The organism is Heyndrickxia sp. FSL K6-6286 (assembly GCF_038630395.1).
GTDB classification, from domain to species: domain Bacteria; phylum Bacillota; class Bacilli; order Bacillales; family Bacillaceae_C; genus Heyndrickxia; species Heyndrickxia oleronia.
The window spans coordinates 2,886,762-2,899,258 of sequence record NZ_CP152029.1; the positions used below are offsets into that span (position 1 = coordinate 2,886,762).

The following is a 12,497-nucleotide window of genomic DNA, read 5'->3' on the forward strand; positions in this document are numbered from 1 at the left end:
ATAAATTATTCAGTTTAGTTTGTCAACCTGTTTATTTACTATTTTTCTAAGTAATTTTTATTGGCTTTTTTCGTATAGTTTGTGCTTTTGTAAAAGCCCAACTGCCAACTATTACTCCCGATAAAGGATTTTAGCGGTTCTTATGGAGATTTCTTTCTCAGTAAAATGATACGTGTAGTGATCCTCAGTCGATACTTAATAGTTATATCTTTACTTAAATAGTGACAATGTTTGAGAAAAGAGCCTTTTTATTATTATAAAAATTAATTCAAAGTTATTTGCTGTATCTTTATTAAGCATATTGTTTTCTACAATGAATCATACTAATCAATACCCTATTGACTTCTTCATTCGCTTTTGAATTTTTTCCTTAATACGAATACATTTATTCAAATGCAAATAATTATGTCTTGTTGCTGGCATTAAAATTAGCCCAGCAATGGTTTTTTTACTCCAGTAGTCAGCTAACCACGCTGATTCTTGAGTGACTGCATTTTCATCAAACAGTCGATTAATTCTATTTTTATTTACTTTTTCATTGAATTGGCCTGGATCCAGCAAAGAGATGATATCACGTGTTCTTCTACCTACCGCTTGTCTATATGCAATTAATGAATCAAAATCAATGCTTTTACTTAGTTCAGTAATCTCTTCATCACTCATGTCATTTCCAGAGTGACAAAATCCTATGTTCATTTTTTCAGTCCAGTTTCCTTTCACTGAAACTTGTTCGTCATTTGCTATAAGGATATTCATAGTCATGTCTTCTATACGTGCTATATGCCACAAATGCCATACAATTGAATTCTTTGTATCACGATTTGCTACTGGATACTCTCTATATAATTTTTCTTCTAAATCAATTAATACTTCATCTTCTAAAGTTGGATTTCCACTATTCCCCACCGAAGACGAGTGCAATAATGCATGCTGTGAAAGAAATAATTGAATGGCTTGAGAATGTTCCTCTGATTTTAAAATGATTTCGGTTAACTTCTTATGGTTAGCATTCCATTCCTTTCGCTGTATTACATCCATACTTATGAACAACTCCCTTTCATCTTTTCATTGCTTATTCGAGTTCAATGGCTATAATACCTTTATTAAAAATACAATCATTCCCACCAAAAAAAAAAGGAAGAGGATTTATGTCAATAACAGAAATCCTCTTCTCTTTCATATTTCAAACTATTCTTCCACAAAAAAATATCATTTGCATTAGGCCGTTTTTATTTTACAATTTTTTTTGCAAGTGAATCCTTTTCCATTGTAAAATCATATTTATCTTCATTTTTATATTTTGGGTTTATATAACTAGATTTCGCATCACTTTTAGATGCAGCTTTAAAATCCGAAAATGAAGTATATTCCTTCTCTTTCCATACCCATAAACCAGCTTTTCCTTTTTCCTTATGAAACACATTCCTTTTAAGAATATTTTTTTGATTCGTAGTAAAATCGTTGACGATAAACAAACGCGATGGTCCAGCAGAAAGTACGTTTTTTTCAATGATATTATTTTTTATATCATGCTGTAATAAAATCTGTCCGCCATCAAGACCTTTTATGTCATTTCGATAAACAATATTTTTTGAAATAGTAGAGTGAACCGTACCTCCCCGATTCTCATCATATCCACCAATCGATATTCCCGTATAATAGTTGTTATAAACAATATTATCTATAATTATTATATTTTCAGCGTATTTATTTGCATGCTCAGAAGTTGCTTCAATACCAATATCGCTATTAAATATAGTATTCTTTTTAATCGTAATCTTTTTTCCACCATCTACGTATATACCACCAGCGGAGTATTCCTCTCCATATGCTGGATTACCAAAAGAGGATACTTCATACACTTTATTCTCTTGGACAACACCGTTTCTCACATAATCTGCATCTTTATCATGAGAAACACCTTCATAACCTATTAGATCAATCCCGATATTATCTGTATAACGAACTAGGTTATTTTCCACTCTAAACCCATCAATATTCCCATTAAGAACAATAGATTCACTAGCACCAAGTTTTAATTTTTCAACAGTATTATTTAAAATATTTATGTCATTCATCTGACCGGTACCGTAAATAGCAATCCCATGTGCATTTCCATCATCTGCAAAAGTTTTAATTCGTTGTACATGGTTATTTTCTAATGTAATATGGCTACTAGAGCCAGTTACATAAATCCCCATTACCGTTTCGTCGGCTAAATTCGTCGTCAAATCTTGAATAGATAGTCCCATTATCGTGACATAATTTTTATTTTTTATTGTCACCAAAGCCGTATCTCCTGAAAGATGGTCTACCCCTTTTCCACTAAGAACTACTTTTTCATTTTTATAGGCTTTAAACTTGATCGGTTTTGATTTCGTACCACTGTGTCTAATGACAAGACTTTCATGATATGTACCTTTTCGGATGTAGACAGTCGTACCAGGTTTTGCTTCTGAAGCAGCTTTTTTTAGTGTACGAAATGGCTTTGATTTTGATCCTTCATTATGATCATTTCCCGTTGGAGCTACAAATATAGCCTGAGCGTTTTTTGTATTTGTATTATTCAACACAACTAATAGCACTATCATTGCAATGACCGCAAGCATTATAAAATAAATTCTCTTCATTACATCAATCCTTATATCAAAATCCTAACCAAATCATACACTGCTATCAATAAAATTACTAATCTTATGTTGTTTTACATATATATTATGATGTTTATATACAATAATAGTTTAAAATAATACTTTTTTTCTAATGATTATTTCTGCAATGAGTAGGTTTATAATCCAACATGCCCATACAGCTATTGAATATGATGTTCCATAAGAAAAATGTAAAATATAATGTGTGATAGTCACGATGATATAAATCGTCATATTGGCAAAGGAAAGAAAAAAACTTCGAATCATCCAACGACTATGTAAGCTTACTTTTTTATCTTTGATATATAGATAACCAAGGAAGGTTGTTACTAACCAAAGTAGATTTAATAATAAAAAACCGATTGTACTAAACCATCCACCCGTTGCAAAAAATGAAACGTATACCCCAGGAATGAAATTTAAAATAATTGACACAACATATACTCGTCCATTCCATCTATGAAAATGGTTAGATTGAACTCTTAATCTCTTGAGAATTCCTAAAGGACCAGTAAGTAGAGAAATAATGGCTAGAATAATATGAATTCGAATCATAATGACCCATAGTCCTTTATTAGTTATCATTTGATCTTTATATGAGATAAATTTTTGGAAAGTAGGATCTACCAAAAAATTCTTTGAAAAAGTATGAAAAATCCACATCATAGGGATAATTACAATGGTTACAATAATATATTTTCTCATGATAGTCCTCCAAAAAGTTAGGAAAATAAACTCCGATTTGTCATAATAAAGATAGCTACTAGTATTAATAAGGACATGATAATGCTATCCCTTTTTAGGCTTAATAATCTGACGATCAACTCTTTATCTGAAAATACTCCAAGATTAATACCTTTCAATTTTTTATGAATCATTCCTAGAAGTCCACCAATTAGAACTAATAGAGCAATTGCAATGACAACCCACAAAACAGAGGGGGATGTTGAGTAATATAAAATTAAACATGCTCCAGAAAACAGGAGTAAAACTAACGCATAATGACCGAATCGAATATAGCTCATGATCACTTTAGGAACGACTAAAATGTCTTTATTTAATTGAGATACAAAGCTATTCCATATGAAAGGGTAAGCAAGAAAGCCACCCAAAGATACAGCGCTCAAAACATGTACAAATATAATAAATGAATACATGACTCTCTCCTTCTATTGTGTCATACGATATCCAGTTAATTTGGAGGCAGGTAACATCCCTGCTTTTGCTTCACCATACATTTTGTTGCCCTCAACTGAAACGGAAAATTTTAATGTAAGACGCATAGGTTTTGATACTTTAAGAATCCACTTTAATTGATTTCCTTCTAGGACAGGGTTTTCTAAAGGAACGATTTCCTCTCCTTGCTTTGCCGTACCTTCGATTCGTCCATCTTTAAACACAATATCGATTAGTGCAACGATTTTTCCGATCGGAGTAGAAATAGTGGTATTCCATTTCCCGTCAATATTCATTTCATCATGAACCAATTTAGAGGTCAGGTTTTTAGTTTCTTGCTCAGGTGAATGATCTTGTGGTATTTCTTTAGGCATATCTCCTATTGCTTTCCATGTAGTACCTCTACGTTCATATTCAAATAACTGTTCAACTGCAAGTGCAATACGTGGGCCTAGTTCTCGTTCGACTAAATAAAGAGCAACATCCAGTCCTGAAGTAACTCCTCCTGCGGTAACTAAGTTTCCGTCATCAACAACACGGGAATGAATAGGAATTGCCCCAGTTGCACGTAATAGCTCCATTCCCATATGATGGGTTACTGCGTGGCGGCCTTCTAATAAACCATCCATTGCTAAAATAAGTGCCCCACCACAAACAGTAGAAAGTACAATCGTAGGTTTCTTTATCGCTTCTTTTAGTAGATGACTTAATTCCGTTTCAGAAGCTTGCTTCAATTTAACAGGAATAGAATCTGATCCATCATTATCAACTGATCCAGCTGCACCTGGTACTAGAATGATTCCTTTATGTAATAAGTCGAGTTTACCGGTCGCTTGGAGCTTTACGTGATTGACACCACTTTCAACGATTCGCTTTCCTTCCGCAGATACAAATTCAACCGTTACTTCTTCGTTTGAGTACATTGCAGCAGCTGTAAATACCTCATAAGGGGCAATTGCGTCTAACAAATCAAATCCATCAAACAAAACTATCTGAATATGCATAATTAAACCTCTTTTCTAGATTATAATTGAATTAAATATGGGTTAATCTCGTTGTGAGTCTTCACTTCTCGACTGACAATGAAAGCATAACAATCGAATATCTCAAAAAGATGAGTAAAATAGTCACAAAATAATCAAGAAAGCATCACAAAACGTTTCGCATCGCTTGGTGCTAGATAGAAAGATGATAAACTTATATTATTATTGATTGAGCGGAAACAGTGAAAGGTGGAATTCTGATGAATAATATAAATACAATTCTAGTAATAGACGATGACAAAAGTATTGTTGAGCTAATGAGGGATTTTTTTGAAAATGACGGATTTCATGTAAAAACCGCTTATGATACTGCTCATGCACTCACTGTATTTGAACAAAATCCAATTCATTGTATCCTACTTGATATAATGATGCCTGGAGAAAACGGCTTTGAGTTTTGTCGGAGAATTCGTAAAGATAGTAATGTACCTATACTTTTCTTAAGTGCACGGAGTGATGATGTAGACAAAATTAGAGGTTTAGGTCTCGGTGGGGATGACTATATAGTTAAAAATGCTTCACCTGGTGAAATAGTAGCAAGAGTAAAGGCTGTATTAAGAAGATCCAATTCTCAGGAAGCCATCAATAGTAAACTATTAGATTATGGTCGACTAGCTATAAATTTAGCTACAAGAGAAGTATTGATTAATGGTAAGAGTATCTCACTTACACCGAAGGAATATGACTTGCTACAATTATTTGCTGAGCACCCAAAATACGTTTTCACCTATGACCAATTACTCGACAAATTTTGGGAGGGAATTGGTGACAAGCATACCATTCGAGTCCATCTTAGCCGATTACGGGAGAAAATTGAATTCGATCCAAATGATCCTCAATATATTATTAATGTATGGGGCATTGGCTACCGTTTCAAGGGAGAATAAAATGAAGACCATACGTATACGAAAATTTATCATACTGTTCTTCTTACTTCTCCTCTTATTGCCGTGGATATTTCTTGTAGCAGCACATCTAATTGGAACAAAAACAGTTAGCTTTCAACTAAATGATACACAGAAAAAAAATTTATCCGAAACGGTCCACCTAATAGAAACAAATACAGAAAACTGGACGAACCAAGATTGGCAACATCAAATCCAAAGCAGATTAAAAATTATGAACATGGATGTGAAAATTCTTTCCGCAACAGATCAGGAAATTTATCGCTCTACCTCTAAGGATACCCGTGCATTAAAGAAGACAGAGCAATTTACTATTATCCAGGATGGAAAAGTGCTTGGAAAAGTGTTTATCTACCTTCCGAATTCAAGAGACATCCAGATTATTGCCGCGTTTACCGGACTATTACTAGCTTTTTTTATCATTGCATATGAGATGCGTAAACATATTCTTAAGCCTCTAGAGAAGATGAGCTTAGCCGCTCGACAAATTGCTAAAGGAGATTTGGATGTTCAATTGCCAAACTCACGGATCACAGAAATTGCCGATGTACGTGACGGATTTAAAATTATGGTTGGGGGACTCAACGAATCCTTTCGGAAACAAGTTGCATTAGAAGAAGAACGAAGATTCGTAATTTCCGCAGTTGCACACGATTTACGAACACCTTTATTTGCTTTACGAGGGTATTTGGATGGTCTTGAACAAGGTATCGCACATTCACCTGAAAAAATGGCAAAATATATTGGGGTTTGCAAGGAAAAATCAGCACAACTGGACCGATTGGTCGAGGATTTATTCACTTTTACAAAGATGGAATATTTAAAAATGGAGATTGAAAAAAATAGGATTGATCTGGTAGACGTAATGCAAAAATCCATTGACAGCCTATATCCAATTGCGAATGAAAAACATATATCTTTTAACATAAACTTTTCGCCCGAGGATTGCATAATTTTAGGTGATGTTCATTTATTAGAACGAGCGATGACCAATTTTTTAGATAATGCCGTTAGACATACACCCCGACATGGTAAAATTTTTGTCAAATGTTATAAAGAAAATAATAAAGCTATATTTACTATTCATGATTCAGGAGGTGGTTTTGATTTACAGGATCTTCAACGAGTTTTTGAACCGTTATACCGCAGTGAAAAATCAAGAAATCGTTCAACTGGTGGGGTTGGATTAGGGCTTACAATATCAAAAAGGATCATAAAGCTTCACGGAGGAGACCTTGCTGTAGATAATCATTCCAATGGTGGCGGACTCGTAACGGGGTTGTTACCTTTAGCCAAGATTAACTAAATGGAAAAGACCATTTTCTTTGATACAATCGTTCATTTATTTGTTTTATCCCTCCTCTTCAAACAGGAGGGATGATTAATTTTAAAATGCTAAATGGAAGAGGAAAAAATTTTTTTCATTTTCTTCACCTATACTATTGTTTTCCCATAGATAGTGATTTCACCATTGTAAAATAACTACTACCAGGTGGATAATCTTTAATTTCACCAACTACTTTATAACCCTTCATTTCATAAAATGTACGAGCTTGAAATTCAAAAGTAGTCAATAACGCCTTTTCGGCTCCCTTTTCCTTAGCAATTTTTTCTGTTAGTTCGAGAAGCTCTTTGCCAATCCCTTCCCCTCTATATTCTTTTTTTAACCAAAAATCATTAATTTCTAACCAATTCCAATAGACTTCTGCATGTATACCACCGATCCATTGTTTATTTTCATCTAGTACAATGATATTTATAGGTTGCCGCTCCTTTTTTTCGTACTTCTCTATGAAACTTCGAATTTTCATTATTAAATTCTTTGATTTTAGTATTTAAGAAGGTAGCAAACTCGTCGTTATTCTCTAGCAAAATCTCTATTTTAAATTTCATACGTATTCTCCCTAATATAGTTTTCATCCCAAAAAGTATCTACATCAAAACTCTACATGGCTTTATAAACCTACTAATGACCAACTTTGATTCCTATAATTGGAATAAACAATTTCCCTTATTTATAATCCTGTAATCAAACGATACGCCATATATCAAATCATTTTTATACCTTTTGTCTAATCCTTCACCATTAAAGCCAACACTTTGGTCTTTACAAAAGCAACAAACGAAAACAACCTATTAGTCAGAAAAAAATACTGGGTGCACGTATCAGCAGCACCCTTTCGTTTCATTCAATCACTAGTTTAATAGTATAAAGATTTTTATTGATTCAATAAGTTACTCTTTGTTTGTGGATCTTCAAATAACCAATTGTTTCCTTCATTTGCTTCAATTATTTCATGAACTTCATAACTAGCGTAATAACCTTTTTTGATAAATGGATCACTTTCTACTAGTTTTTGTGCTTCGTCCTTTGTTTCGCATTTTAAAATCTGCATAGCCTTTTCATTATCTTTTAAAGGACCACAAATGAATAGTTTTGATATATTACTAAGCTTTTGCAAATGTTCAACATGCTGTTTTAATAATTCATGTGTTAGTTCACCTTTTCTTTTATCCTTTAATAGGATAAGGAATTTTTGCATAAATGATCCTCCTTATAAATTTCTATCAGGCGCACACGTGAATTAAAAATGTAATTTTAATCCTTCGTGTGTGGCTTTAAACCCTAATCGTTCATAAAAGCGCAAAGCATCCTCTCTTTTTTTATCTGTTGTTAGCTGAACAAGATGACAACCACGGGTCTTTGCACGCTCAATGGCCCATTGTATAAGTTCCGTACCTACCCCTTCTCCACGAGACGATGACGATATTCTAACCCCCTCTATAGTAGCTCTCCACCCACCTCTATATGTTAAATAGGGAGTATATGTAATTTGTTGCACGCCAATTATCTCATTACCCTTACAAGCTACTACTAATTCATTATTAGGATCAGATGCTATTGTATAAAATGCCTTTTTGTATGCTTCTGGCAGCGGTAGCTGATAATTCTCTCTCTGTCTCCCTAATTCATCATCAGCAAGCATTTCAACTATACTATCTAAATCCTGTTCAATTGCTACCCGAATGATTATTTCTTTATTCAACAGTATCTCCTCCTGAATTCTTGATCAAGAACTTCCTACTTGTATGCTATCGCACAAGATACATATAAGTGAATGATAATTTCTTTATCACCTCATATAAGCATTTCTTATATTGTTTTCCAATTTAACTATCTTAAGTTTCAAAGTGGATGGAAAATTTACTATTTAAGTGGATGTTCCAAGTGGATCAATCATTCTTTAATATTGAAGTGTAAAGATAGAATTAAAATAAAATTGAAATAAAGATTGGGAGGTACATTCAAATGGCTCTATTTTTGATTCAAGTAATTGGTGTTATTTTCCTTTTAGTTATATGCGCAGGTGCAGTGCTATAATGGACCCAAGAAACTAGACACGAAATGAGGAGATGTTAAAGTAGGTTTATGAAAAGAAATCGATACACACCAGAGTTTAAAGCTCAAATCGTGCTAGAGGTCCTAAAGGAAGAAAAGACCATGAATGAAATCGCTTCATCTCATGGAATTCACGTCAATCAAATTAGACAATGGAGGAATGCATTTCTTGATCAAATGCCTTCGATCTTCGCTAAAGAAAATAAAAAAGCGGATCAAATGAAGGCGGAATATGAAAATCAAATTGAAAACCTCTACGCTGAGGTTGGCCGTTTAACCACGCAATTGTCGTGGCTTAAAAAAAAATCTGGAATCAAGGAGTAGGGCCGAGCGTATTCAAATGATTGATTGGGATGATAAAGAGCTGCCAATCACTACCCAGGCTCAGCTGCTTGGGCTCAATCGTACTAGCTTGTATTATAAGCCAGTCGAGCCTTCTCCTGAGGAAATATTTATCAAGCACAAGATTGATGAAATTTATACCAAGCATCCCTATTTTGGGTCTAGGCGAATTACTGTTGTTCTAAACAACAATGGAATAAATATTAATCGCAAGGCTGTACAACGTCATATGCGGGAAATGGGCATTGCAGGGATTTCTCCCGGCCCTAACCTTAGTAAACGCAATCTTGAGCACCGGATCTATCCGTATCTTCTTAGAAATTTGGCCATTAGCCACCCTAACCACGTCTGGGGAATCGATATTACCTACATTCGCCTCCAACGAGGCTGGATGTATCTTGTAGCTCTGATAGACTGGTATTCTCGCTTTGTCGTTAGCTGGGAGCTAGACCAAACACTAGAGATTGACTTTGTCTTGGAGGCAGTGAAACGGGCTCTGTCGGTAGGACAGCCAGAGATCTTAAATAGTGATCAGGGTAGCCATTTTACCAGTCCCCAATATACCGGATTACTGCTGGATAAGGACATCCGAATTAGCATGGACGGCAAAGGAAGAGCCCTTGATAATATTGTTACAGAGAGGTTATGGAGAACGATTAAATATGAGGAGGTTTACTTAAAAGATTACGAGAGTCCAAGAGAAGCAAGGAAAGAGATTAACAATTTTATCCACTTCTATAACTATGAACGCCCTCACCAATCGATTGGCTATAAACCCCCCGCCTCCGTTTATGGCCTCGGAGTGATTCATCCATAAGGGATGATACTTCTCAGGGAAGAACCTGTCAAGGGTATGGCTAGCCCTCGCTCCGCTCGCCCTTGACAGAACCTCCCCTGAGAAGGAAAAATAGAGTAGGATGAATCACTCGCAAAAAAATGTGCACCTACCACCCCCCTAGCCCCAGTGAGCACCTCTAGCTCCTATAAAGCAGATATCCATAATGGATTCTGACCCACCTTAAAAAATTTAAATTAGTGTCTTGACGAAGGGGTCCACTTTATGCTGATGTATGAATTTCTACGGGCATTACCTACTGAGTCTTCTAGAACAATCGATCCCGATCCTACACTTACTACGAATACTCACTCATTAAAAAAGACGGTATAGTTACCACTTACCTAAGCTATATAATTCATAAAAAAAATGAGAGGCTATCCTCTCATTTTATTTTTTCGTATGCATGAAATAAATGCCTTACACCTTGGTGAATTTGTTCTTCAGTTGCTCTCCCATAGGTGATGCGTATACATCTTTTCCTTGTACCCAAAATACTTCCTGGAGCAAAAATAACTCTTTCTTTAATAGACTCCTCAAGTAAAAGAATTTCATCGATGTCCCTTTTAAATTCACACCACATGTGAATACCACCCATGGGAATATAATATTTAATTTTGTTCCCAAAATAATCATTAAGATGGTTAATTAATGTATCTCTTCTTTTGCGTAATTCTTCCCTCAATAAATGAATATGAACATCAAAATAATCTGAACTTAGAAATTGACTACCAACCCATTGTGAAATACTAGAATGGCCAAAGTCAAATTGTTGTTTTGCATCTGCCAATCTTTCTATAACAGAAGTCGGTCCAATAATCCATCCAATTCTCAATCCAGGTGCAGCAATTTTTGATAATGAACTGATATATAGAACATTCCCATTTGAATCCATTGATTTTAGTGTGGCAGGATGATCATCAGAAAAAGAAAGTAAACTATAGGGGTCATCCTCTATGATCGGAATTCCGAATTTAGAAGAAATATCTAGAATTTCTTTTCTTTGTTTATATGGAAGTAATGTCCCAGTCGGATTTTGAAAAATTGGATTTAAAAAAATCATTTTTATTTGATGCTTTTTATGTAGATCAATAATCCCAGCAGGGTTAATGCCGTTTTTAGTTACTGTAAGAGGAAACACTTTTAAACCAGCAGACTTAAAGATTGGTAAACTGTAGCTATATGAAGGGTCTTCAACCACCACTGCATCTCCTGGCTTTAATAAGCATTCAATCACTAAATGAATGGCTTGTTGTGCACCTGATGTAATAAGAACAGATGCCGGTTCAGTTACTATTTCACGATATTTTCTGACATGATCCACAATCGTTTTCCGCAATTCAAGATTTCCCTGTTGATGATCATAGCCTAAATTACTTGTAAACTGATTCGCTGCTAATATATCCCGTAAAAATTCATTTGGAAATAAATCAGATGATAATTCACCACTCGCGAGATTAATTAAATCACTCTCGTCTGTTTGTTTTCGAATTCGTTGCATTACAGGTATATTCGGTAAAAAGGTTCCTGCTTCAATGTATCGATTCCAACTTGGTATACGTTTTTTGGTCAGATCCCAAATATCCCTGCTAATAATCGTTCCACTTCCCTTTTTGCGCTCAATCAGCCCATTAGCTTCTAACTCTGAATAAGCAGCAACGACAGTACTACGATTAACTCCACATAAATCTGCCAAACTTCTTTCTGAAGGAAGCGGTTTATCAACAGGAAATCTACCTTCAATAATTCCATTCTCTATATACTCTGCAATTTGTGTATAAAGTGGTTTTTTAATTTTTCGATCTGGCTTCCATTCCATAGTAAACATTCCTTTACCCAAATATAAATAACAATCTACCTAATCGTTAGTTTAACAATCATTGTAACTGATATTCCATTTATAAATCATCATCATTTTTGACCTTTTTATTACATTTAGTACATTAGACCACATTTTTGATATACTTTACTCCTCACCTATTGAAATATAAAAAGTGGTTGGAGAAACTTATCAATAATTGGATGGTTTATTACTCAGGACATTATTTTATTATAATAATATAAGCATGTATGATGAAAATGATAAGCAGATGAGGTATAGATAATAATGTATTAAGAACGATTACTATCATTTAAACAAAAGGG

12 protein-coding genes are annotated in these 12,497 nt (G+C 34.5%); 3 read left to right on the forward strand and 9 right to left on the reverse strand.

Annotation, left to right across the window (positions count from 1 at the left end; translation table 11 throughout):
• Positions 1 to 327: 327 nt before the first annotated feature.
• The 5 genes from MHI39_RS14630 to MHI39_RS14650 form a co-directional block, all read right to left on the reverse strand.
• A complete protein-coding gene (locus tag MHI39_RS14630) occupies positions 328 to 1,038 on the reverse strand; it encodes a DinB family protein (protein ID WP_342539540.1) in 711 nt (236 codons plus the stop codon).
• A gap of 191 nt (positions 1,039 to 1,229) precedes the next feature.
• On the reverse strand, positions 1,230 to 2,630 hold the full coding sequence (locus MHI39_RS14635; RefSeq protein ID WP_342539542.1) for a right-handed parallel beta-helix repeat-containing protein: 1,401 nt from the start codon (positions 2,628 to 2,630) through the stop codon (positions 1,230 to 1,232).
• A gap of 111 nt (positions 2,631 to 2,741) precedes the next feature.
• On the reverse strand, positions 2,742 to 3,356 hold the full coding sequence (locus MHI39_RS14640; RefSeq protein ID WP_342539544.1) for a DUF2306 domain-containing protein: 615 nt from the start codon (positions 3,354 to 3,356) through the stop codon (positions 2,742 to 2,744).
• Positions 3,357 to 3,373: 17 nt separating this feature from the next.
• Positions 3,374 to 3,808, reverse strand: coding sequence for a hypothetical protein (locus MHI39_RS14645; RefSeq protein WP_058003948.1), 435 nt, complete (start codon positions 3,806 to 3,808; stop codon positions 3,374 to 3,376).
• Between the two features lie 12 nt (positions 3,809 to 3,820).
• On the reverse strand, positions 3,821 to 4,831 hold the full coding sequence (locus MHI39_RS14650) for a DJ-1/PfpI family protein (protein ID WP_201785813.1): 1,011 nt from the start codon (positions 4,829 to 4,831) through the stop codon (positions 3,821 to 3,823).
• 239 nt (positions 4,832 to 5,070) lie between these two features.
• Between MHI39_RS14650 and MHI39_RS14655 the strand changes: the two genes are divergently transcribed.
• Positions 5,071 to 5,757 carry a response regulator transcription factor gene (locus MHI39_RS14655; RefSeq protein WP_058003946.1) on the forward strand — a complete coding sequence of 229 codons (687 nt, stop codon included), beginning with the start codon at positions 5,071 to 5,073 and terminating at the stop codon, positions 5,755 to 5,757.
• Position 5,758: 1 nt separating this feature from the next.
• The gene (locus MHI39_RS14660) at positions 5,759 to 7,081 is read left to right on the forward strand and encodes a HAMP domain-containing sensor histidine kinase (protein WP_058003945.1); all 1,323 of its coding nucleotides are present in this window, start codon (positions 5,759 to 5,761) and stop codon (positions 7,079 to 7,081) included.
• Positions 7,082 to 7,214: 133 nt separating this feature from the next.
• Here MHI39_RS14660 and MHI39_RS14665 read toward each other — a convergent pair whose 3' ends face one another.
• From MHI39_RS14665 to MHI39_RS14675, 3 genes are all read right to left on the reverse strand, one after another.
• Positions 7,215 to 7,586 carry a GNAT family N-acetyltransferase gene (locus tag MHI39_RS14665; RefSeq protein ID WP_342539547.1) on the reverse strand — a complete coding sequence of 124 codons (372 nt, stop codon included), beginning with the start codon at positions 7,584 to 7,586 and terminating at the stop codon, positions 7,215 to 7,217.
• 408 nt (positions 7,587 to 7,994) lie between these two features.
• A complete protein-coding gene (locus tag MHI39_RS14670) occupies positions 7,995 to 8,318 on the reverse strand; it encodes a YciI family protein (protein ID WP_058003944.1) in 324 nt (107 codons plus the stop codon).
• A gap of 42 nt (positions 8,319 to 8,360) precedes the next feature.
• The gene (locus MHI39_RS14675; RefSeq protein WP_071975726.1) at positions 8,361 to 8,822 is read right to left on the reverse strand and encodes a GNAT family N-acetyltransferase; all 462 of its coding nucleotides are present in this window, start codon (positions 8,820 to 8,822) and stop codon (positions 8,361 to 8,363) included.
• 383 nt (positions 8,823 to 9,205) lie between these two features.
• Here MHI39_RS14675 and MHI39_RS14680 point away from each other — a divergent pair.
• A protein-coding gene (locus MHI39_RS14680; RefSeq protein WP_152984831.1) for an IS3 family transposase occupies positions 9,206 to 10,334 on the forward strand; the annotation gives its coding sequence in 2 pieces (ribosomal slippage) (positions 9,206 to 9,469 and positions 9,471 to 10,334; 1,128 coding nt in all).
• A gap of 403 nt (positions 10,335 to 10,737) precedes the next feature.
• Here MHI39_RS14680 and MHI39_RS14685 read toward each other — a convergent pair.
• Positions 10,738 to 12,171 carry a PLP-dependent aminotransferase family protein gene (locus tag MHI39_RS14685; protein WP_342539548.1) on the reverse strand — a complete coding sequence of 478 codons (1,434 nt, stop codon included), beginning with the start codon at positions 12,169 to 12,171 and terminating at the stop codon, positions 10,738 to 10,740.
• Between the last annotated feature and the right edge of the window lie 326 nt (positions 12,172 to 12,497).

Excerpts from the sequence above, each read along its gene's own strand:
- MHI39_RS14630 (WP_342539540.1), bottom strand. The coding sequence starts at position 1,038 with ATGGATGTAATACAGCGAAAGGAATGGAATGCTAACCATAAGAAGTTA.
- MHI39_RS14635 (WP_342539542.1), bottom strand. The coding sequence starts at position 2,630 with ATGAAGAGAATTTATTTTATAATGCTTGCGGTCATTGCAATGATAGTG.
- MHI39_RS14640 (WP_342539544.1), bottom strand. The coding sequence starts at position 3,356 with ATGAGAAAATATATTATTGTAACCATTGTAATTATCCCTATGATGTGG.
- MHI39_RS14645 (WP_058003948.1), bottom strand. The coding sequence starts at position 3,808 with ATGTATTCATTTATTATATTTGTACATGTTTTGAGCGCTGTATCTTTG.
- MHI39_RS14650 (WP_201785813.1), bottom strand. The coding sequence starts at position 4,831 with ATGCATATTCAGATAGTTTTGTTTGATGGATTTGATTTGTTAGACGCA.
- MHI39_RS14655 (WP_058003946.1), top strand. The coding sequence starts at position 5,071 with ATGAATAATATAAATACAATTCTAGTAATAGACGATGACAAAAGTATT.
- MHI39_RS14660 (WP_058003945.1), top strand. The coding sequence starts at position 5,759 with ATGAAGACCATACGTATACGAAAATTTATCATACTGTTCTTCTTACTT.
- MHI39_RS14665 (WP_342539547.1), bottom strand. The coding sequence starts at position 7,586 with ATGAAAATTCGAAGTTTCATAGAGAAGTACGAAAAAAAGGAGCGGCAA.
- MHI39_RS14670 (WP_058003944.1), bottom strand. The coding sequence starts at position 8,318 with ATGCAAAAATTCCTTATCCTATTAAAGGATAAAAGAAAAGGTGAACTA.
- MHI39_RS14685 (WP_342539548.1), bottom strand. The coding sequence starts at position 12,171 with ATGGAATGGAAGCCAGATCGAAAAATTAAAAAACCACTTTATACACAA.